Source organism: Plantactinospora sonchi (genome assembly GCF_036422035.1).
Taxonomy (GTDB): Bacteria; Actinomycetota; Actinomycetes; order Mycobacteriales; family Micromonosporaceae; genus Plantactinospora; species Plantactinospora sonchi.
Window position 1 is genome coordinate 56,023 of sequence record NZ_JAZGQK010000037.1, and the last position, 22,251, is coordinate 78,273.

Below are 22,251 nucleotides of genomic sequence, written 5' to 3' on the forward strand. Positions count from 1 at the left end.
CCGACTGTATGTCGCGCTGGCACGGAGGTTGTCATGGCACTCACCCCCCGCTTCCGGCCGGGCGCCTCCCGCCGGCCGTTCGTCGACCGTGAGCCGGTGCTCGTCGCGTTCCAGGACCTACTGGCGGGGTACGAGAACAACACCCGGGTGGTGAACCTGACCGGGATCGGCGGGATCGGAAAGTCCCGCCTTCTCGTCGAGTTGCGCAACCGGGTCCCGGCCAGCCGCCCGACCGCCGTACTGGATCTCCAGGTGCCGGCGCAGCGGGAACACCAGGACGCGCTGGCCGTGCTCCGGACCCAGTTCGGTCAGCAGGGGGTGAAGTTCCACCGGTTCGACATCGCGTACGCGGTGCTGTGGCAACGACTCCATCCCCGGCTCAGCCTCGGTCGGGAGGGTCGTGCTCTGGTCGAGAACAGCGAGGTGCTGACCGGGCTACTCGACCAGATCACCGCGGTCCCGGTGTTCGGCACCGCGGTCAAGTTGATCGACCTGGCCGACCGTAACGTACGCCGATGGCACCATGTACGTAACGACGAGACCCTGCGCGAGCTGGACCAGTTGCCACTTCCACAGCTCATGGACGCGGTGACGTACCTGTTCGCGGCCGACCTGCGGGACGGCGGGCGGGCGCCGCAAGTCCTGTTCGTCGACGCGTACGAGGCGTTGATCGGCGGTGCCGCCCGGGCCGGCCGGACCGCCGCCGTGGACTCCTGGCTGCGTGACCTGGTGGCCCAGGTCGACGACGGTCTCACCGTGATCGCCAGTCGGGAGCCGATCGACTGGCACCGCTACGACCCGGCGTGGGCGGAGCTGACCCACACCATCCCGATCGGCGGCCTGCCGGTTCCCGCGCGGCTGGAGTTGCTGGCGGCGATCGGGGTGGAGGATCCCGAACTGGCCGGGTCGATCGCCCACGGCAGTGAGGGCGTGCCGTTCTTCCTCCACCTCGCCACGGACGCCGGCACCACCGCCACGGATGGTTCGGTCGTTTCGCCGGACGCGATCCTGGAACGGTTCCTCCAGCACGTCGACCCGGTGGACGTACGGATGCTGGAACTGCTGAGCCCGGCCCGGCTCTTCGACAGCGAGGTGTTCCGGGCGGTCGCGGACGCGTACGCCCTGCCGTCACACACTCTGGCCTGGGAGTCGCTGATCGGCTACTCCTTCGTGCAGCCCGCCGGTGACTTCGGGCTGCAACTGCACCAGCTCATGGCGTCGACCATGCGACGCCGGCTCAGCGTACCCAGCCGGGTCGCCCTGCACCGCCTGCTGCACCGGATCTGGCGGGACCGGGCCGACCGGGCCGGAGTGGCACCGGCGGAGATGGTGGTGGCGCTGCGGGAGGCGGCCCACCACGGACTCTGCGGCGACGACCTGTCGCCGACCATCTTCCTCGACTACAGCGACCGGGTACGCACGGCGTCGGCGACATCCGGGGTGGAGGGCATGCTGGCGGACCTGGAGGACTACCTGGTCGAGGCGGATGCCAGCCACCTGGAGCACCTGGTCACCTGCCTGCGCGCGGAGACGCTGGTCATGCACGGCGATGCCGCCGCTGCGGCGGAGCTGACCGCAGCGCTACCGATCGAGCCACCGGCCGACCAGGTCTGGGCCCGCCTCGCGGTGGCGGCGGCGCACGCCCGCCGCATCCTCGGCGACACGGCCGACGCGCTGCACCGGTACGAGATGGTGTGGCAGAGCTACGACGGGCCGGCCAGGTTGGACGCCGGTCTGTGGGCGGGTGACCTGCACATGGCGCAGGGACGCTTCGTCGACGCGATCGACGCGGCGACCGAGATCGAGCGGATGCTGCCGGCCCACTGTCACGAGGAGCGGGGCAACGTAGAACGGTTGCTCCACCTGGGCTACCGGTTCGCCTTCGACTATCCGGCCTCGGCCGACTACCTCGCGCGGGCCCAGGCGAGTTACACCACCGCGCGCAGCGCGATCGGCCTGGCGGACATCATGACCAATCGTGCCGAGTTGCTGGCGGTCACCGATCCTCGGGCGGCGGTGCCGGTGGCGCACGCCGCCCTCACCCGGCAACGCGAGATCGGCGCGGACCACGAGATCGGCAAGGCGTACTGTGCGCTGGGTCTGGCCCACACCGCCCTGGGTGAGCTCGGCGCGGCCGAGCACGCCCTCGGCGAGGCGGTCGCGGCGTTCGAACGTTCGGCGTACCGCTCCGGCCGAGCCCGGGCGGAGCTCTACCGGGCCGCCCTGTCGGCCCGGCTCGGCCGCCGTACCGAGGCGCTCGCCTCGGTCCGCTGGGCGATCGCCGAGTTGGAGGCGGCCGAGGTCTACCCGACCCTGGTGATCGCCGGGGTGCGGCTGGCGGAACGCCTCGGGGAGCCCGCGCCGGACCTCGACGCCGCGGTCGCCCGGGCGCGAGCCGCTCTGCGCCTGCCGGAGAGCGTGACCGACCTGGACCACCGGATCGGCAACGTGCTCGAGCTGCTCACCGGCGACGGGCTCTCCGCCCTGCACCGGGAAGCGCTGGGTCGGGACGACCACGCGGCCGGCTTCTACAACCACAACGTCCGGGTCGGGGACGACCTGGTACGCATCCCGATCCCGGACACCGACACGATGGACCTGGCGATCTGGCCCGAGCACCTGGTGCTGGCCGCCGTCGGGCGGCACGTGCCGGCCGTGCCGAAACTGCGTGCGGTGCACGCCGACCCCGCGTTCCAGGTGCACGAGTACGTCGAGGGCGTGGTGGTCGATTCGGTCGCGCCCAAGAACACCGCCGTCCCCGACGGCCTGGTCGAGCAGGTGGCGGAGTTCTTCGTGACCATGGGTCTGGTGCCGGCGGCCGAGCTTCCGCGGCCACCGGGCGACTGGCCACGTGACGGCGACACCGCCGGCTTCGCCAGCCAGCTCAGCAACGTCACCCGGGAGGTGCACCGGGAGAACCTGGAGCAGTTCGGCTGGCTCTGGAACGAACTGCGGTTCCCCGCCGACCCGTTCGCTCCGATCACCTGGTCGGAACTGAGCGCCCGCCCGTTCCGTCTGGTCCACGCGGACGTGCACCGCAAGAACATGATCCTCACGCCGGCCGGCCGGATCGTGATCATCGACTGGGAGTTCGCGCTATGGGGTGATCCGGTCTACGACCTCTGCAGCCATCTGCACAAGATGGCCTACCTGCCGGACGACGAGGCCGCGATGCGGGCCGCCTGGCAGGCCCGGCTGCCGGCGGAGGCGACCGTACGGTGGGAAGCCGACCTCGATCTGTACCTGTCCCACGAGCGGGTCAAGTCGGCGCTGGTCGACTCGGTGCGCTACTTCAAGGTGGTTTCCGACCCGGACGTCTCCCCGGACCGGGTGCGGGAGCTGGTGGAGAACCTGGCGCTCAAGGTTTCCCGGGCCAGGACGGTCTGGGGTACGCCCGGCGAGGTCGAGCCGGCGGAGATCACCCGGGCGTTACGGGTCACCAGCTGACCGGGCAACTCAGATCACCTCCATCTCGTCGAGTTCCGGTCCCGGCAGGCCGATGCCCTCCGGTTGGGCCGCGTACCACCAGGCGGTCGAGGCGACGTCGTCGCGCAGCGGCAGGTAACGCTCGCCGGACCGCCAGCCGAGCGCCTGCACCGTCATCCGGATGTCCCGCTCGAACCGGATCGGGTCCGGCAGATGCCACCGGTACATGCCGAACCGCTGCTGGCTGCGCGCCTGACCATCCTGCCGGACCACCTGGTGGAAACCGAGGTACGGGGTGGTGTAGGTGGTGTATCCCTGGCCGGGTACGTCGAAGCCCCAGGCGCCGCCGACGTAGTCCTCCGTACCGGTGCCGCAGATGGTCGGGAACTGGTCGTCGCCGTCGAGGTAACACTTCACTTCGCCCTCGCCCCACCACCCACCGCTGTTCGACCCCCAGGCCAGGTAGGTGCCGACGTAGTGTCCCGGTCCGGGTACCCCGGTCAGCAGCACGTGCTCCTCCAGCGCGGCCAGCGGATTGCTGCGTCGCCAGCAGGCGTGCAGGTACCCGGCCGCCGCTTCGACCTCCACCAGCTCGTAGTCGATCTGGTAGAACACCGTCACCGGCACCGGGCCGGGGTTTTCCAGCACGAGGCGGGCACGACGCCGGAAGGGCATCTCCCAGTAGCAGTTCAGGCCGCCGTACGGGTTCACCACCACCGGGATGGAGTTGACCGGGGCGTATTCGGCCCAACCCTGACAGAAGAAGTCGCCGAGCGGAACCGAGATGGCGGGCCGGGTGCTCTCCTCCCAGTATCCCCGCAGGACCAGCGTGCGCAGGTGGTCGGGGTGGACCGCGAACCAGATATGCCGGACCACAGCGGGACCCTCGACATCAGCCAGGACGGTGTGCTGTCCGGGTGGCACGACCACGCTCGGTGACACCTTCCAGCCCTGCCCCAGTTCCCGGGCCGCGTGGGCGCCGGTGCCGTCGACCGCCCTACCGCCCATTCCCTTGCCGCCGGTGGGGTTCTCCGGGCTCACCGACCGGGTACGGCCGGTGGTGATCCCGGACAGACCGGCAACGCCGTAGCTGTTCATCTCGCCTCCACGGATACAACGCTCAGGCTCTGACCCGGCCGTCCGGCAGCTCGCCGGTGCGCTCCCCGCTCATCGCCGCCCGGGCCGCACCAGCCACCACTGGGAAGAACGGCGACACCGCCGCCAGGTCGGAAAGGAGCTGGTCGGGAGCGGTGGCGGCCAGTTCCGCCGCCCCGCTCTTGCCCGTGGCCACCGCCACCACGGCCGCACCCGCCGTCCGGGCCGTCCGTACGTCCGCCGGGGTGTCGCCGACGATCACGGTCGCGGGTCCCGGAAAGTCCCGCCCGTACCGGTCGGCAGCGCGGGCGCGGGCGATGCCGACCAGGGCCGCCCGCTCCCGGTGGTCGGATCCATAGGCGCCCGCGTCCAGGTCCACCCAGCGGGTCAGGCCGAACGCGTCGAGTTTCACCGCCGCCACCCCGCGCAGGTTGCCGGTGAGCACGCTCTGCGCCACCTCGGGGTGTCCGGCGAGCTCGGCCAGCGTCCGCTCCACGCCGGGCAACATCCGACCCCGGGTACGCAGCAGGTCGATCCGCTCCTCGTGCAGGGCGGTCAATTCGTACGCGAACCGGGCGAAGATCTGTTCGGTGGGCGTCAGGTCGTGCAGCCGCAGCATACGGTGCAGCACGTCTGGTTCGGTGAGTCCGGGGATCTTGATCAGTTCTCGCATCGGCACGCCGGTCACCCGGGTGAACGCCTCGCCGAACAGGGCGGTGCCGACGCCCCGGGTCTCAATCAACGTATGGTCGACGTCCCACAGAACCAGGTATCTCGGTGACACGCGGTTGCCCCCTGTCCGCGCCCGTGCGACGGACCGGCGGGAAGCCAGGCCCTCCGAATCATGGTGGCGGGCCCGTCACCGGTCCAGGATGCCGTACACAATCGACGGCACCCGCCACTCGTCACTGGAACACATTGACACAGACCAGTGCCGCGTGCCCTACTTGAAGGCTCGACTCGTGCGCTCGCTCGGCCGCCGCGTGAGCGCCACCTCACGCTGAACGACCGCCGCCTCCCATTGGATGGCCGCCGCACCGCACTGGACGACCGCCACCTCGTCTCGGAAAGGACGTCATGCCGGTTGCCACTCCCGCACTCTACCGAGAGATGCTGGACCGGGCGAAGCAACATCACTTCGCCTATCCTGCGGTAAATGTGCGCTCGTCGACTGAACTACATGGCGCGCTGAGCGGCTTCGCCGAGGCGGCGAGCGACGGGATCATCCAGGTGACCGTTCGGGGAGCTGAATTCTGGTCCGGCTCGACCGTCATGGACGGGGTACGCGGCGCAACCGCCTTCGCCGACTTCGCCCGCGCGGCGGCGGAGGGCTACCCGACCACGGTTGCCCTGCACACCGACCACTGCCCGTCAACCCGGTACGAGTCGTTCCTCCTGCCGCTGATCCACGCCTCCCAGCAGCGGGTCAGCGCCGGTGACCAGCCGTTGTTCCAGTCGTACATGTGGGACGGCTCCGCCCTCCCGTTGGCCCGGAACCTCGAACTGAGCCGGCAACTGCTCGACGAGTGCGCGAAGGCCGAGGCGGTTCTGGAGATCGAGATCGGGGTGATCGGCGAGGAACCGAGCAGCGACCCCCGGCTCTACTCCACGGTCGAGGACGCGTCACGGGTAGTCACCGCACTCGGTGACGGCGACAGGGGGCGTTACCTCGTCGCGGCCGCATTCGGCAATGTCCACGGCGTGTATCGACCGGCCGAGGTGAGGCTCCGTCCAGAACTGTTGGGAGAAATCCAACGGGCGGTCGGTTCCCGAATCGGCCGGGACCGACCATTCGATTTCGTCTTCCACGGTGGTTCCGGTGCCAGTCAGACGGACGTCGCGACCGCCGTTTCGCACGGTGTGGTGAAGATGAATCTGGACACCGACACGCAGTACGCGTTCACGCGGGCGATCGCCGACTACCTGTTCCGCCGATACGACAGGGTGCTGCGGATAGACGGGGACCTCGGTGACAAGTCGGTCTACGGCTCTCGTGGATATCTGGAGAAAGCGGAAGGGGCGATGGCCGCCCGGGTACGCCAGGCCTGCGTGGAGACCGGATCCGCCGGCACCCGGCCAGCCCCTTGAACCTCAGCGAGCGTCTCGGCGTGCCGGCCTCCGCCGATCCGCACCTGGCCCAACTGGACACGGACGAGCGGTGGCGAGCCCTGACCACCCTGCCGGCGAAACTCTCCCTCTACCGGGACGAGGTCTCGTTCCGGGAGAGTTGGCGGATCGCCCAGGAGGTGCTCGGCACCCAGGTCCTGACCGTGCTGCAACAGACCACCCTGCTCACCCTCCGCCCCGAGGCCATCCTGGCCCGCAAGGCCGATGACTGTCTGGAGTTCCTCCGCCGACACGACTTCGCCGCCATCCACGCGGAGCGGCTGCGCTACGACCGGAACAGCATCCGGGACCTGTGGCGCTACCAGTGGAACGTGGCCCAACTGGACAGCATCGAGGTCAGCGACCTGGTGCACTACCGGGCACCGGCGCTGATGCTGGTCCTGCGCGACCTCCACCCGGCGCCGGGCACCCCGGCGAGCCTCCGGCTGACCGCCGTCAAGGGAACCTCCGACCCGACCGGCCGCACCCCCCGGCATCTCCGGTCCGTACTCGGCGCGCCGAACCGGGTGCTGGTCGTGATACACGCCCCCGACGAGCCGCTGGACGTCGTACGTGAACTCGGCGTGCTGTTCGACCGCGCGGCGCTGCGCCGGGTCTACGCCACGATGTGTCAGGAGGGCGCGGACACCACGCCGCGATCGGAGATCGACGACCTGTACCGGTCGACCGAGAGGTACAGCCTCCGGGTGGACAAGGCGATCGACGCGCTCCGCCGGGAACTACGGGTACGCGCCTCCATCGCCGACCCAGGGAGGCTGGCCCTGCTCGGACGGGTGGACGACCGGCTGTCGGAGGCCGAGCACGGCGGTCACCTGGACTGGCGTGGCTGGGTCGAGGACTTGGACAACTGCGGCCTGGCGTACGACTCCTGGCCCAGCACGGTGGTGGCGTCGCACCACGTCGAACACACTCTGCCCGGCGTCCGACCGCTGATCCCGGAGACAGGCCGTCGCGGTTGGTTGGCCGGCGACGGGCTGCTCCTCCCCCGCCAGGTGATCCGGTGAGCCCCGCCGGGCGCGTGGGTGCGGTGGACCGGCTCAGCCGTTCGCCCGTGGCCGCACCGGCCGACTCCTGCTCACCGCTGGTCGCGGGCGTCATCTGACGCCTCCCGTTGACCGGCGGATCGACCGTCCCCACCACTCCCAGCATCGACCGGAGCTAATCTCGAACCCACGCCGGGTTCTGAGAGTAGGACCCTTACAGCGCCGACGACAGGGGCGGGGATGACGACCGGGCGACGGGACGAGGCCGCGATCGAGCGGGCCCTGTCCGCACTGGACCTGGAAACGAAGGTACGCCTCCTCTCCGGCCAGGATTTCTGGACACTGCCCGCCGTACCGGAGATCGGCCTCGGCTCGCTGGTGATGTCGGACGGCCCGATCGGCGTACGCGGGGTCCGCTGGAGTCCCGACGACCCGTCGGTTGCCCTGCCCAGTCCGACGGCGCTCGCCGCCAGCTGGGATCCGACGCTGGCCCGGCGCGCCGGGCGACTGCTCGCCGCCGAGTGTCGGCGCCGGGGCATCCACCTGCTGCTCGCCCCGACCGTCAACCTGCACCGCAGCCCGCTCGGCGGCCGGCACTTCGAGTGCTACTCGGAGGATCCGCTGCTCACCGCCGAGATCGGCGTCGGCTACGTGACCGGACTGCAGGAGTGCGGCGTCGGTGCCACGGTGAAGCACTTCGTCGCGAACGACTCGGAGACCGAGCGGATGACGGTCGACGTCCGGGTCTCCGAACGGGCCTTGCGGGAGCTCTACCTCGCCCCGTTCGAACGGATCGTCGGGGCCGGCGTCTGGGCGGTGATGGCGGCGTACAACGGGGTCAACGGCGCCACCATGACCGAGCACCGACCGCTCCTGCACGACCTGCTGAAACGGGAGTGGGGGTTCGACGGCGTCGTCGTCTCCGACTGGACCGCCGCGCGGAGCACGGTGGCCAGCGCCGACGCCGGGCTCGACGTGGTGATGCCGGCCGCCGGCGACCCGTGGGGCGCTGCGCTGGTCGCCGCGGTCCGCGCCGGCACCGTCGCCGAGACCCTCGTCGACGACAAGGTACGTCGGGTGCTCCGGCTCGCCGCAAGAGTCGGCCTGCTCGACGGCGGCGCCCCGTCGGTGCCACCTCCCGGCCCGGCGACGCCGACCGGGGTACCCGCGCCGCCGGACGGCGCCGCCCTGGCCCGGGAGGTGGCGACCCGCTCGATGGTGCTGGCCCGCAACACCGGTGACCTGCTGCCGCTGCACGCAGGGCGGCTGCGCCGGGTCGCGGTCCTCGGCGCGCTCGCCGAGGACGCCCGCATCCAGGGAGGCGGCAGCGCCCAGGTCTCGCCCCCGCACGTGGTCTCCCCGCTGGCCGGGCTGGCCACCGCCCTGCCCGACGTCGTCCTCGACCACGCGGTCGGCGCCGACCCCCGACCCCGGCTGCGGCCAGCGGGCGGCAACGGCTGGAGCCCGGTCATCGCGACCCTGCGGGCCGCCGACGGTCGTGAGCTGTACCGGGCGGAACTCGACCGTGCGACGGTGCGCTGGATGGGTGACCTCCCCGACGGGCTACGCCCTGCCGAGGTGGCCCGGGTGGAACTCGCCGCCCGGTACACGCCGACGCGGGGCGGCCGGCACCGGTTCGCCCTGCACGGCTTCGGGGAGTTTGTCCTCTCGGTCGGGGGTTCGGAACTCTTCGCCGGCCCGCTCTTCGACGAGAGGGACGACCCGGGGACGGTCTTCCTGTCCACCGTGGAGCGACGGTTCGACGTACCGCTGACCGCCGGCGAGCCGGTCGACGTGCTGCTGAGCCGGACACTGTCGGAGGAACGGAGCGGTTTCGTGTCAGCCAGCCTCGGCCATGCCGAGCCGGCCGAGCCGATCCCCGGGCCGGCAGGCGGGAATACGGACCCGGGAGACCGGCCGGCAGGCGGGGACGCGGACCCGGCAGGCGACGAGGCGGAGGCGTTGCTGGCCGAGGCGGTCCGGGTGGCGTCCGACGCCGACCTGGCGGTGGTGGTGGTCGGCACCACCGAGGAGGTGGAGTCGGAGGGCTTCGACCGGAGCACCCTGGCCCTGCCCGGCCGGCAGGACGAACTGGTCCGCCGGGTGGCGGCGGTCAACCCCCGGACGGTCGTCGTGGTGAACGCCGGCTCCCCGGTCCTGATGCCCTGGGTCGACGAGGTGGCGGCCGTCCTGCTCACCTGGTTTCCCGGCCAGGAGGCGGGACACGCCCTCGCCGACGTCCTGCTCGGCCGGGCGGAACCCGGCGGACGACTGCCCACCACCTGGCCGCGTCGCCCCGAGGACTGCCCGGGCCTCAACGTCACCCCGGTCGACGGCGTACTCGACTATCCCGACGACGTACTCGTCGGCTACCGGGGATGGCGGGCGGAGCCGCTCTTCCCGTTCGGGCACGGGCTCGGCTACACCGACTGGGACTACCAGGCACTGTCGGTCGAGGACGGTCCGGCCGGGCCGGTCGCGGTGGCCACCGTAAGCAACGCGGGTGGCCGACCGGGCGCCGAGGTGGTGCAGTTGTACGTCGGCCCCGAGCACACCGAGCCGGACCGACCGGTACGGTGGCTCGCCGGTTTCGCCCGGGTGGAGGCCGCCCCCGGTGAGGCGGTGACCGTACGGGTGCCACTGCCGGCACGTGGCTTCCAGGTCTGGACCGGGCACGGGTGGCGTACCCGGCCCGGCCGGTACCGGCTCGAAGCGGCCCGCAGCGTCGCCGACCGCCGGCTCACCGTCCTGTTCGACGTCTGACCGTTCGATGGCCGGAGAACCCGGGCCGGCCGCCCGTCACCACCGGCCGAGCCGGGTGCTGAGTACGGCCAGCGCGGCGACTCCGGCGGTCGAGGTTCGCAGCACCTCGGCACCGAGCCGGACCGGTGTCCCGCCGGCCGTGGTCAGCGTGGTCAACTCCTCCGGGGCGATGCCACCCTCCGGGCCGACCACCAGCACGATCTCGCCGCTGGCCGGCAGCGCCACGGTGGTGAGCCGGTGTTCCGCCTCCTCGTGCAGGACAAGAGCGGTGGCGCCGACGAACCGGTCGGTCACCGTAGCCAGTGACGCGGCCGGCACCGACGACGATCCGCCGACAACCGGCAGCCAGGACCGACGTGCCTGCTTGGCCGCCTCACGGACGGTCGACACCCAGCGGTCCCGGGCCCGGACACCCCGCTCGGCCCGCCACTGCGCGACCGAGCGCGCCGCCGCCCAGGGCACGATCTCGTCCACCCCGACCTCGGTCATCGCCTGTACGGCCAGTTCGGCCCGCTCCCCCTTTGGAATGCCCTGTACGACGACAAGCCGCGGGTCGGGCGGGTCGACGTACCGCCGGGTGGTGACGGAGGCGGTCAGGGTGCCCCGGCCGACGGCGGTGACGACGGCGGTGGCCGTGCCGCCCCGCCCGTCGGCGAGCAGCAGCTCCTCGCCGGTCCGCAGCCGTTGCACGGTCGCGGCGTGGTGACCTTCGGGTCCGTCGAGTGTGACGACGTCTCCCGACGGCAGCGACTCGACCAGGAACAACGGAGCGCTCACGCCGAGCAGGTTAACCGACCGGCGACCGGGGTCCGGCCGCGCGCCGGCAATTGCCCGGGGCGACCGGCCCGGTGAGCACCGGCAACCGGATCAGCGCCCGGGGGCCAGCCCGGCGAGGGGCTGGCAGCCGGACCAACGCCGTGGCGGGACAGCCCAACCGAGCCGGCAACCGGACCAACGCCGGGACGGGACAGCCCGGTCGGGTCAGCCGTGGCCGTTGAAGGCGTCGCGCATCCGGGAGAAGAAGCCGCCCTGCTTGCTGAGTTCGGCGACCTCCTCGCCCCGGGTCTTGGCGAACTCGCGCAACATCCGCTCCTGCTCGGCGTCGAGCTTGGTCGGCGTCCGGACGTCGAGGTGGACGTAGAGGTCACCCCGGCCGGTGCCACGCAGGTGCGGAACACCCCGGGCCCGCAGCCGCAGCGTCGACCCGGGCTGGGTGCCCGGCTTCACGTCGACCGGTTCCTCGCTGTCCAGCGTCTTGATGGTCAGCCGGGTGCCGAGCGCCGCCGCGGTCATCGGCACGGTGACCCGGCAGTGCAGGTCGTCGCCCTTGCGGGAGTAGACGTCGTGCGGACGCTCGTGGATCTCGACGTACAGGTCGCCGGCGGTGCCGCCACCGGGGCCGACCTCACCCTGCTGGGCGAGCCGGATCCGCATGCCGTCCTCGACACCGGCCGGGATCTTGACGGTCAGCGACCGACGGGTCCGGACCCGGCCGTCGCCGGCGCAGGTGGGGCAGGCGTGCGGGATGATCGTGCCGTAGCCCTGGCAGACGGTGCAGGGCCGGGACGAGACGACCTGGCCAAGGAAGGTCCGCTGCACCGACTGGACCTCGCCGCGCCCGCCACACGCCTCGCAGGTGGCGAGGTGGGTGCCGGGTGCGGTGCCGGCGCCGGAGCAGGTGGTGCAGAGCACGGCGGTGTCGACGGTGATCGGCGCCTCCACCCCGAACGCGGTCTCGTGCAGGTCGAGTTCCAGCCGGAGGATGGCGTCGGCACCCGGCCGGGTACGGGGTCGCGGCCCCCGGGAGCCGCCGGCGGCCCCGAAGAACGCGTCCATGATGTCCTGGAAGCCGACGAACGGCCCGCCGGGACCGCCCGGTCCGCCCGGGGCACCGCCACCGCCGGGCGCGAGCGGGTCACCGCCGAGGTCGACGATCTGCCGCTTCTGGTCGTCGGAGAGGACCTCGTACGCGGCGTTGATCTCCTTGAACTTCTCGTGTGCCTCCGGGTCCGGATTCACATCCGGGTGGTACTGCCGTGCCAGCTTGCGGTAGGCACGCTTGATCTCGTCGTCGGAGGCGTCCCGGCTGATGCCGAGAATCCCGTAGTAGTCCCTGGCCACTGCGTTCCGTGTCCTCATGTCTGTCTCGCGTTACCGTCCGCCGGTCGTCAGATGAGCCTTGGTGGTCAGTTCTGCGCAAGGTGTGGGTGGGTCAGTTCTGCGCCAGCACGTCGCCGACGTAGCGTGCCACGGCCCGCACCGTGGCGATGGTGCCCGGGTAGTCCATCCTGGTCGGCCCCAACACGCCGAGACCACCGACGATGGTGGCCCCTGGCCCGTAGCCGGTGCTGACCACCGAGGTGGCCCGCAGGTTGTCGATCTCGTTCTCGTCGCCGATGCGTACCTGGAGGGTGTTCGGTTCGACCTCGCCGATCAGCTTGAGCAGGATGACCTCCTCCTCCAGCGCCTCCAGGATCGGACGCAGCGAGCCCTGGAAGTCCAGCAGCCCACCCCGGGCGAGGTTGGCGGTGCCGGCCAGGGCGATCCGCTCCTCGTGTCGTTCGACGAGCGTCTCGAGCAGGACGGTGGCGAGGGTGGCCATCGCGGAACCCAGCGCCGGTGGCGCCTCCTCGACCAACGCCTGGACCAGGGGCGGGGTGTCGACGAGCCGCTTGCCGCCGAGCCGCTCGTTGACCAGGCGCCGCATGTCGATCACGTCGTCCGCGCTGGCCGGCGCGGGCAGTTCGACGAGGCGCTGCTCCACCCGACCGGTGTCGGCGATCATGACGAGCATCAGGCGGGTGGTGGAGATCGGTACGAGTTCGAGGTGCCGTACCGAGGACCGGGCCAGGCTCGGGTACTGCACGACGGCGACCTGCCGGGTCAACTGGGCGAGCAGACGTACGGTGCGGTGCACCACGTCGTCGAGGTCGACCGCGCCGACCAGGAACCGCTCGATCGCCCGACGCTCGGCCGGTGTGAGCGGCTTCACCCGGGAGAGCCGGTCGACGAAGAGCCGGTAACCCCGGTCGGTGGGCACCCGTCCGGCGCTGGTGTGCGGCTGCCGGATGTAGCCCTCCTCCTCCAGCACGGCCATGTCGTTGCGCACGGTGGCCGGTGACACTCCCAGCTGGTGGCGCTCGACCAGGGCCTTGCTGCCGACCGGCTCCTGGGTGGCGACGTAGTCCTCCACGATCGCGCGCAGCACGTCGAGCTTGCGGTCGTCGAGACCCATCCTCACCTCCCTGCGACGTCCCGGCCCCGGTTGCCGACACGACCGGGGCGACCACGACGGTCGGGCCACGGATACACCTTGGCACTCGACCGTATCGAGTGCCAGTCTACGACCACGGCGCAGGAGACGCGATGATCGACTGGATGGGCTCTCCAATCCGGGACACCCGCGCCTGCCGATCCCGGACCACCTGCTTGTTCGCACACCCTACCTCGGCGGGGCCAGCCGGTCCGGTCGACTATTGTCCAGTTTCAATCGCCAGGGGGTGTCTGGCGCCGTTTGATCGGTGCACCTACCGTGACCCCATGACTGAACCACCTCGCCCTCCCGGAGAGTACGGCTCGCACAATCCGTACGACGCGCCGGGCACTCCTCCGCCCACCTCCGGCGGCGGCGCCTACCCGCCGCCGACCTCCGGCGGCGGGGCCTATCCCCCGCCGACCTCCGGCGCCGGTGGCTATCCGCCGCCCGGGGGTTACCCACCGCCGGGCGGCTACCCGCCCCCCGGTGGCTACCCACCGCCTGGGGGTTACCCACCGCCGGGCGGCTACCCGCCGCCCGGGGGCTACCCGCCGGGCGCGCCGTACGGGGCTGCCGCTCCGGCCGGCTACGCCAACAGCGACGAGAAGACCTGGGCGCTGATCGCGCACTTCGGTGGCGCTCTGGTCGGGTTCATCGCCGGGCTCGTCGCGATGCTGGCCAAGGGGAACGAGTCCCCGACGGTCCGGGCTCACGCGGTGGAGGCGCTCAACTTCCAGATCACCTGGGGCATCGCCTCGATCATCGCGGTGATCATCGCGACCTGCACCCTCGGCATCCTGTTCTTCCTGCCGTTCATCACGCTGATCATCCAGGTCGTCTTCGCGATCCTCGGCGGCATGAAGGCCAACGAGGGCGTGCTGTACCGCTACCCGATGAGCATCCGGATGGTCAAGTAGTCCCGACCGGACCGGACACGGCCCGTGCCGGGGTCGCCGACGCCACCGCGCGCCCGCCGGCCCCCGCGCACGGGCCACCGGACCTGCACCGTCACCGGTCGGGACGCCGCACCAGCGGCGTCCACCCGGGCCGGGTCACCGCCGGCCGCGTGCCGTCGCCGGACCGGAACCACCGACCATGACCGTCCCCGGCGCTCCGGACGGTCAAGGCAACAGGTCACGGACGACCGCGTCGGCGAGCAGCCGTCCGCGCAGGGTCAGCACCGCCCGCCCCGCCGCGTACCCGGAACGGCTCAGCAACCCGGCGGCGAGCGCCTCGGCCGCCCCCGCCCGCCCCGCATCGTCGAGGACCGCCAGCGGCAGGCCGGTGGCGAGCCGGAGCCGCAGCATCACGTCCTCCACCCGCCGGTCCGCCGTCGACAACAACTCCCGCCCCTGTCCGGGCGACTCACCCGCGCCGAGCCGGGCGGCGTACGTCGTGGGGTGCTTGACGTTCCACCAGCGGACCCCGCCGACGTGGCTGTGTGCTCCCGGGCCGAGGCCCCACCAGTCGCCGCCGGTCCAGTAGAGCAGGTTGTGCCGACACCGCGCCTGGGCTGAGGTGGCCCAGTTGGAGACCTCGTACCAGGAGAAACCGGCACCGGAGAGGCGGGCCTCCGCCGCCAGGTAACGGTCCGCGGCCGTGTCGTCGTCCGGGTACGGCAGCTCGCCACGGCGCATCCGGGCGGCCAGCCGGGTGCCGTCCTCCACGATCAGGGCGTACGCGCTCACATGATCGACGCCCGCGTCGACCACGGCGTCCAGCGATGCCGCGAAGTCGTCCGCGCTCTCCCCCGGCGTCCCGTAGATCAGGTCGAGATTGACGTGGTCGAAGCCGACTTCCCGGGCCTCCTCGGCGGCGGCGGTGGCCCGGCCGGCACTGTGCCGGCGGTCCAGCACCGCCAGCACCCCGGCGGCCGCCGACTGCATGCCCAACGAGATCCGGGTGTAGCCGGCCGCCCGCAGCGCCTTCAACGACTCACGGGTCACCGACTCCGGATTCGCCTCGGTGGTGACCTCCACGTCGCCGGCCAGCCCCCAGAGCCGGTCGATGCCGTCCAGGATCCGGGCGAGGTCGTCGGCGGGGAGCAGGGTCGGGGTGCCACCGCCCACGAAGACCGTGTCGACCCGGGGTGGCGGGTTGTCCCCGAGCACCCGGCCGGCCAGCGTCAACTCGGCGAGGACCTGGTCGGCGTAGCCGTCCCGGCCGGCGCCGCCGCCCAGCTCGCTCGCCGTGTACGTGTTGAAGTCGCAGTAGCCGCAGCGGCTGGCGCAGAACGGCACGTGCACGTAGACCCCGAAGCCGCGCGTCCCCACCTCCACCCGGGCGGAGTCGGGCAGCGTCCCGTCGACGGGGACGGGTTCACCTGCGGGGAGGGTTCCGGGCATACGACTAGTGTGCCGGCATGACCTCAGCCCCCGACCCGCTCGTCCGGGTCTCGACCGCGCACGGGGTGACGACTCTCACCCTGGACAGCCCGCACAACCGGAACGCGCTCTCCACGCCGCTGATGACCCAGCTGCTCGACGCGCTGGCCACGGCGGTGGCCGACGACGCCGTACGGGTGGTCGTGCTTTCCCACACCGGCCCGGTCTTCAGCTCCGGCGCGGACCTCAAGGAGACCGCGGCGGCGTACGAGAACGGCACCGTGCCGGTGGCGAAGCTCGGTGACGTGCTGGCGGCGATCCGGGAGTGCCCGAAGCCGGTGGTGGCCCGGATTGGCGGGCCGGCGCGGGCCGGCGGCCTCGGCCTGATCGCGGCGGCGGACATCGCGATCTGCGTACCGGACGCCACCTTCGCCTTCACCGAGGTACGCCTCGGCGTGGTCCCGGCGGTGATCTCGGCGACGGTACTGCCCCGGTTGCAGCCCCGGGCGGCGGCGGAGCTCTACCTGACCGGGGACGTCTTCGACGGGCGCCGGGCAGCCGAGATCGGCCTGGTCACCACGGTCACTCCCGCCGAGGCGCTGGACGAGGCGGTGGCCTCCTACTGCCTGGCCCTGGTACGCGGTGCGCCGGCCGCGCTGGCCGGGGCGAAGGAGCTGCTGCACCGCCCGCCGGCGGCCGACCTCCGGACCGACCTGGCCGAGCTGCGTGAGCTGTCGGTGCGGTACTTCCACTCGGCGGAGGGGCGGGAAGGCGTCGCGGCGTTCCGGGAGAAACGGCCCGCCCGGTGGGTACCCGGGGTCTGAACTGACCGGGCGGCGGGGCCGGGACTGACCGGCAGGAAAGCGCGACCGGGGCCGGTAAGGGGCATTTCGTCACAGCTCTGCCGGGAACTTGGGCTGCCATCGTAGGCTGTGCCCACTATCGATCAGGGGGTGGCGGTGCGGACTCAGGCGGTGGTGGCGGCGGGAGTGGCGCTTGCGGCGGTCGCCGGCTTCGGCATCTACCTGGGGGCCCGCGAGTTCGGGCACAAGCTGCCGGTGCCCCGTCCGGCGAGCGGCTGCGTCGTCGACGCGGACGGTCGGGTCAGTCTCAACGCCGAGCAGATGGCGAACGCGGCCACCATCGCGGCGGTCGGGATCCGGCGGAAGATGCCGGAACGGGCCGTGGTGGTGGCGCTGGCCACCGCCTTCCAGGAGTCACGCCTGCGCAACCTGGCCGGCGGCGACCGCGACTCGGTGGGGCTGTTCCAGCAGCGGCCGAGTCAGGGTTGGGGCACACCGGATCGGATCCGGGACCCCCGCTACGCAGCCACCAAGTTCTACGACGCGCTGCGCAGGGTACGCGGCTGGGAACAGATGGAGATCACCGACGCGGCCCAGAAGGTGCAGCGTTCCGCCTTCCCCCGGGCGTACCAGCAGTGGGCCGACGAGTCGGAGGTGTTGACCCGGGCCCTGCTCGGCAACGCCACGGGCGCGGTGGCCTGCACGGTCGGCCGGGACCCGGTCATCCGGGGATCGGCGGCGGCGGCCGCGCTGACCGCGGGGCTGACCCTCGACTGGGGTCGGCTGGACACGGTCTCCCCCGCCGAGCTGACCGGTCTGGCGGTACCCACCTCGGACGTGCAGGCGGGCTGGCGGTACGCGCACTGGCTGGTGTCGCACGCCGGGGATCACGGGGTGAAGCGGGTCCGCTTCGCCAACCTGCAGTGGACCGCTGACGGCGGCAGGTGGTCGCCGGTCAAGGACGATGCCACCTCCGACCAGGTCATCGCCGAGGTCTTCACGGACTGAGAGCCGGTCACCGTCGCCCGCGCGGACCACCGGCGGTCCGGATGGTCCGCTGCCGGGCCGCACCCACCTGCCGCTCCGGATGGTCCATTGCCGGGCCGCACCCACCGCCCGCCGGGGTACCACCGGCGATCCGGGCACGACCCCGGTCCCGCTGTGGACGCCGCACCGTCACGAAACCCTGCATCCAATAACCCGCAGTGATTGCACAAACGGTCATTCGGCAATTTTCTTCGCGAACGTTTCCGACAGCAACAACCCTCCGTCAGGTCGCCACTTCTGTCCGTGCCAGCTTCCCGTACTCCACCGATACCCGCCGATGCGCCCGACCCGCGTGCTGCTGCGGGCGTTGCGTGCCGCGTTACGATCGGCAGCCTGTGTGCCCAGAACAAGTTTCACTCAGGGGAGGGGATGGACGCGGTGTTCGACTACGGCGGCCGGACCGGATACGAGCCGATCAGTGACACGGACCGCAAGGAGTTCCACGAGCAGGGTTTCCTGCTGCTCCGCAACGTCCTGACCGAGGACCACCGCGCGGCCCTGGAAGAGGCGGTCGACCGGGTCTACGCGGAGGAGAAGGCAGCCGGCCGGACGACCAAGGACGGCACCCTGCACCTGCTGGGCTTCCTGGAGCGGGACGAGCTCTTCGGCGAGCTGCTCACCCACCCGATCGCGTTCCCGTACATGTGGGGCCTGGCGGGCTGGAACATCTACACGCACCACAACCACCTGGACGTCACGCCGCCGGCGCTGGAGCCGGAGAAGCCCTACTGGGGCTGGCACCAGGACGGGTACCGGCAGAACTCCGACCCGGAGACGATGGACCCGAACCTGCCGCGGCCGATGTTCTCGCTGAAGGTCGCGTACGTGCTCTCCGACCTCTCGGAGAAGGGCCGGGGCGCCACCAAGGTCATCCCGGGCAGCCACCTGTGGAACTCGCTGCCCCGCCCGGCGGACCTGACGGTGCACAACCCGGACCCGGAGGGCACGGTGGAGATCACCGCCAACCCCGGTGACGCCTTCATCTTCGACCGCCGGCAGTGGCACTCGCGGTCGACCAACCTGTCCAACATCACGCGGAAGATGCTCTTCGTCGGCTACACCTACCGGTGGATCCGCCCGCTCGACGAGCTGCACCCGGACAAGAACGGGCCGTGGTACCAGAACCGCACGCCGGTGCAGCGCCAGCTGCTCGGCGAGGGTACGCACACCGCCAACTACTGGGGCATCAACTGGGACGGTTACATCGACGACGAGATCCCGCTGCGCAAGGAGCTCAAGGAGCGCGGTCTGCTGGACCGCAGCATCCCCTGGCTCCGCTGACGCGTCATCTCGGCGGGTAGCTCTGCACCGGCCCTGTCCGACCATCCGGTCGGCGGGGCCGGTTCCCGTTCCGGGGTCCACTCCCCGGGGGTTGATCCTCCTGTCAGGACGGCATCCGCACACGATCTCCTGGCCGGGCGGAAGGTGCCGCCGTCCCCGCACAGCATGGGGCGCCGGCCAGACGGCCGGCGCCCCAGATCTGCGGGGGGGGTGAATCAGTAGCGACTGACTCGGCGACGTCGACCGACACCGGCCACCAGGGCCACCGCGACAGCGGCCAGTGCGACCTGGATCAGCAACTCCATCCAGTCGATGCCGCCCGTCTCGGTCGCGATGCCGGCGGCTCGCGCGATCACGGTACCGAGTAGTGCGGCACCCACACCGATGAGCATGGTCAGCCAGATCGGCATGTCCTGACGGCCCGGTACGACCAGCCGACCGAGTGCGCCGATGATGAGACCGACGATGAGCGCGGTGATGATGCCCCAGACGGTGAGTTCCACGGCCGTCCTCCTTCAGTTGCGGTCACACGGTGTTGTGATGACAGCTAGATTCCCGAAGGCGCAAAAACTCAAACCGCCCTAGCGGAACAGACGTCGCGCTGCGGTCCGAATGGCCGCATCCATCGTGCCGAAAGCCAGCGGAGGCGGCGTCAGCAGCGGAAACCAGGTCGCCTCGGTGGCCTCGTCCCGGTTGAGGTCGATCACCTGATCACCCAACGTGGCCAGGAAGAAGACATCGAGTACGGGAAGCTCTTCGCCCTGGTACTCGTAACTGCCGACGTACATGCCGAGGTAATCACCGAGCGTCAGATCGACGCCCAGCTCTTCACGGGCCTCCCGGACCGCCGCGTCGGCCGGGTGCTCCCAGCCGTCGCAGAATCCGCCCGGGGTCTCCCAGCGACCGATCATCGGTGCCGCCGCCCGACGCAGAGCCAGGAAACGGGGGCCGTCGGTCTCCACACCCGATCCGGGAGTCACGGCCTCCTGCGGCACATCGACCCCCGCCGGACGCCGTACCACGGCCCCCGAGTCTCGATCCGGTACGGCCAGCGGCCGGTCGAGAATGACAAGTCCGGCGGTGGGCCGGGCGTTGACGAAGAGCTGGTAGCCGCATCCGGTGCAGGCGGTCGGGGCGGGACCGGGCAGCGCGGCGGCACACCGGGGGCAGAACGCGGCGCTGGGCCCGTACCCCCGGGGGGTCACTTCTTGCCGCCCGCCTTGCCGCCGCCGTCGCCGGAGTCACCGGTGGAGAGCGCGGCGATGAAGGCCTCCTGCGGGACCTCGACGCGGCCCACCATCTTCATCCGCTTCTTGCCTTCCTTCTGCTTCTCCAGCAGCTTGCGCTTCCGGGTGATGTCGCCGCCGTAGCACTTCGCGAGCACGTCCTTGCGGATCGCCCGGATGGTCTCCCGGGCGATCACCCGGTTGCCGATCGCCGCCTGGATCGGCACCTCGAACTGCTGCCGGGGGATCAGCTTCTGCAGCTTCGCCGCGATAGTGACGCCGTAGTTGTACGCCTTGTCCTTGTGCACGATGGCGCTGAACGCGTCGACCGGCTCCCCGTTGAGCAGGATGTCCACCTTGACCAGGTCGGACTGCTGCTCGCCGGAGGGCTCGTAGTCGAGCGAGGCGTAACCCTTGGTACGGCTCTTGAGCTGGTCGAAGAAGTCGAAAATGATCTCGGCGAGGGGCAGCGTGTAGCGCAGCTCGACCCGGTCGGCGGAGAGGTAGTCCATGCCCTTCAGCGACCCGCGCCGCCCCTGGCACAGCTCCATCACCGCGCCGACGTAGTCGTTCGGGGTCAGCACGGTGGCCCGGACCACCGGCTCGAACACCTCGGCCACCTTGCCGGTCGGGTACTCGCTCGGGTTGGTCACCGTCACCTCGGTGCCGTCCTCCAGGCGTACCTGGTAGACCACGTTCGGGGCGGTCGAGATCAGGTCGAGCCCGAACTCGCGCTCCAACCGCTCCCCGATGATCTCCAGGTGGAGCAGACCCAGGAAGCCGCAGCGGAAACCGAACCCGAGGGCGGCCGACGTCTCCGGCTCGTAGCTCAGCGCGGCGTCGTTCAGCTTGAGTTTGTCGAGCGCGTCCCGCAGCGCGGGGTAGTCCGAGCCGTCGATCGGATAGAGCCCGGAGTAGACCATCGGCTTCGGGTCCTTGTAACCGCCGAGTGCCTCGGACGCCGGCCGGGCGTTGATGGTGACGGTGTCACCCACCCGGGACTGCCGGACGTCCTTCACCCCGGTGATCAGATAGCCCACCTCGCCGACCCCGAGCGCGCCGGCCTTCACCATCTCCGGCGAGATCACACCGATTTCGAGCAGCTCGTGCACCGCGCCGGTGGACATCATCTTGATCTTGTCGCGGGCCTCGATCCGGCCGTCGATCACCCGGACGTACGTCACCACGCCCCGGTACACGTCGTAGACCGAGTCGAAGATCATCGCCCGGGCCGGTGCGTCGGCCTCCCCGACCGGCGGGGTGAACTGTCGGACGATCTCGTCGAGCAGGTGCGACACGCCCTCGCCGGTCTTGCCGGAGACCCGGATGCAGTCCGCCGGGTCGCCACCGATCAGGTGCGCCAGCTCCTCGGCGTACTTGTCGGGCTGGGCGGCCGGCAGGTCGATCTTGTTGAGCACCGGGATGATGTGGAGATCGTTCTCCAGCGCCAGATAGAGGTTGGCCAGGGTCTGGGCCTCGATCCCCTGCGCGGCGTCGACCAGCAGGATCGCACCCTCGCAGGCGGCGAGCGACCGGGACACCTCATAGGTGAAGTCGACGTGCCCCGGGGTGTCGATCATGTTGAGCACGGCCTGCTCGCCCTGCCGGTCGCCCTCGCGGATGGTCCACGGCATGCGGACCGCCTGGCTCTTGATCGTGATGCCGCGTTCCCGCTCGATGTCCATCCGGTCGAGGTACTGGGCGCGCATCTGCCGGGGATCGACCACACCGGTGAGCTGCAACATCCGGTCGGCCAACGTCGACTTGCCGTGGTCGATGTGGGCGATGATGCAGAAGTTCCTGATGCGACCAGGCTCGGTGGCACCAGGGAGGTTCGCGCCGGAGTCGGGCGTCGGTGGCACGGCGATCCGTTCTGCTGGGCTGACAACTGTCGGGCCCTCTATGTTCCCATGCCGCCCC

17 protein-coding genes are annotated in these 22,251 nt (G+C 71.1%); 8 read left to right on the forward strand and 9 right to left on the reverse strand.

Going from position 1 to position 22,251, the window contains the following annotated elements; all coding sequences use genetic code 11:
- Positions 1–33 precede the first annotated feature (33 nt).
- Positions 34–3,447 carry a phosphotransferase gene (locus V1633_RS33575; RefSeq protein WP_331218319.1) on the forward strand — a complete coding sequence of 1,138 codons (3,414 nt, stop codon included), beginning with the start codon at positions 34–36 and terminating at the stop codon, positions 3,445–3,447.
- A gap of 9 nt (positions 3,448–3,456) precedes the next feature.
- Here V1633_RS33575 and V1633_RS33580 read toward each other — a convergent pair whose 3' ends face one another.
- Positions 3,457–4,524 (reverse strand): glycoside hydrolase family 172 protein, encoded by a 1,068-nt coding sequence (locus V1633_RS33580; RefSeq protein WP_331218320.1) that lies wholly within the window; start codon positions 4,522–4,524, stop codon positions 3,457–3,459.
- A 22-nt stretch (positions 4,525–4,546) separates the two neighbouring features.
- Entirely contained in the window at positions 4,547–5,305 is a 759-nt protein-coding gene (locus tag V1633_RS33585; RefSeq protein ID WP_331218321.1) for an HAD family hydrolase, read from the reverse strand.
- Positions 5,306–5,598: 293 nt separating this feature from the next.
- Here V1633_RS33585 and fbaA point away from each other — a divergent pair, with 293 nt between their 5' ends.
- From fbaA to V1633_RS33600, 3 genes are all read left to right on the forward strand, one after another.
- Positions 5,599–6,609 carry a class II fructose-bisphosphate aldolase gene (fbaA, locus tag V1633_RS33590; protein WP_331218322.1) on the forward strand — a complete coding sequence of 337 codons (1,011 nt, stop codon included), beginning with the start codon at positions 5,599–5,601 and terminating at the stop codon, positions 6,607–6,609.
- A 20-nt stretch (positions 6,610–6,629) separates the two neighbouring features.
- Positions 6,630–7,652, forward strand: a complete 1,023-nt coding sequence (locus V1633_RS33595; RefSeq protein WP_331218323.1) for a hypothetical protein — start codon at positions 6,630–6,632, stop codon at positions 7,650–7,652.
- A gap of 219 nt (positions 7,653–7,871) precedes the next feature.
- Positions 7,872–10,394, forward strand: a complete 2,523-nt coding sequence (locus tag V1633_RS33600; RefSeq protein ID WP_331218324.1) for a beta-glucosidase family protein — start codon at positions 7,872–7,874, stop codon at positions 10,392–10,394.
- A 36-nt stretch (positions 10,395–10,430) separates the two neighbouring features.
- Here the strand turns inward: V1633_RS33600 and V1633_RS33605 are convergent, their stop codons facing one another.
- The 3 genes from V1633_RS33605 to hrcA form a co-directional block, all read right to left on the reverse strand.
- Positions 10,431–11,171: a 16S rRNA (uracil(1498)-N(3))-methyltransferase gene (locus V1633_RS33605; RefSeq protein WP_331218325.1), complete on the reverse strand. Its 741-nt coding sequence runs from the start codon at positions 11,169–11,171 to the stop codon at positions 10,431–10,433.
- Positions 11,172–11,375: 204 nt separating this feature from the next.
- Entirely contained in the window at positions 11,376–12,515 is a 1,140-nt protein-coding gene (gene dnaJ, locus V1633_RS33610) for a molecular chaperone DnaJ (RefSeq protein ID WP_331218369.1), read from the reverse strand.
- Positions 12,516–12,606: 91 nt separating this feature from the next.
- Positions 12,607–13,629: a heat-inducible transcriptional repressor HrcA gene (gene hrcA / locus V1633_RS33615; protein WP_331218326.1), complete on the reverse strand. Its 1,023-nt coding sequence runs from the start codon at positions 13,627–13,629 to the stop codon at positions 12,607–12,609.
- 305 nt (positions 13,630–13,934) lie between these two features.
- Between hrcA and V1633_RS33620 the strand changes: the two genes are divergently transcribed.
- Positions 13,935–14,567, forward strand: a complete 633-nt coding sequence (locus tag V1633_RS33620) for a DUF4870 domain-containing protein (RefSeq protein WP_331218327.1) — start codon at positions 13,935–13,937, stop codon at positions 14,565–14,567.
- 204 nt (positions 14,568–14,771) lie between these two features.
- On the opposite strand, the gene hemW is transcribed toward V1633_RS33620, so the two are convergent.
- A complete protein-coding gene (gene hemW, locus V1633_RS33625; protein WP_331218328.1) occupies positions 14,772–15,995 on the reverse strand; it encodes a radical SAM family heme chaperone HemW in 1,224 nt (407 codons plus the stop codon).
- 17 nt (positions 15,996–16,012) lie between these two features.
- Between hemW and V1633_RS33630 the strand changes: the two genes are divergently transcribed.
- From V1633_RS33630 to V1633_RS33640, 3 genes are all read left to right on the forward strand, one after another.
- On the forward strand, positions 16,013–16,798 hold the full coding sequence (locus V1633_RS33630; protein WP_331218329.1) for an enoyl-CoA hydratase-related protein: 786 nt from the start codon (positions 16,013–16,015) through the stop codon (positions 16,796–16,798).
- 129 nt (positions 16,799–16,927) lie between these two features.
- Entirely contained in the window at positions 16,928–17,785 is an 858-nt protein-coding gene (locus V1633_RS33635) for a hypothetical protein (RefSeq protein WP_331218330.1), read from the forward strand.
- A gap of 408 nt (positions 17,786–18,193) precedes the next feature.
- Positions 18,194–19,105, forward strand: a complete 912-nt coding sequence (locus V1633_RS33640) for a phytanoyl-CoA dioxygenase family protein (RefSeq protein ID WP_331218331.1) — start codon at positions 18,194–18,196, stop codon at positions 19,103–19,105.
- 215 nt (positions 19,106–19,320) lie between these two features.
- Here the strand turns inward: V1633_RS33640 and V1633_RS33645 are convergent, their stop codons facing one another.
- The 3 genes from V1633_RS33645 to lepA form a co-directional block, all read right to left on the reverse strand.
- Positions 19,321–19,608, reverse strand: a complete 288-nt coding sequence (locus V1633_RS33645; protein ID WP_331218332.1) for a GlsB/YeaQ/YmgE family stress response membrane protein — start codon at positions 19,606–19,608, stop codon at positions 19,321–19,323.
- Between the two features lie 78 nt (positions 19,609–19,686).
- Entirely contained in the window at positions 19,687–20,310 is a 624-nt protein-coding gene (locus tag V1633_RS33650; protein WP_331218333.1) for an NUDIX domain-containing protein, read from the reverse strand.
- Positions 20,307–22,193 (reverse strand): translation elongation factor 4, encoded by a 1,887-nt coding sequence (gene lepA / locus V1633_RS33655; protein WP_331218334.1) that lies wholly within the window; start codon positions 22,191–22,193, stop codon positions 20,307–20,309. The genes V1633_RS33650 and lepA overlap by 4 nt, the downstream gene beginning before the upstream one ends.
- Positions 22,194–22,251: the final 58 nt, after the last annotated feature.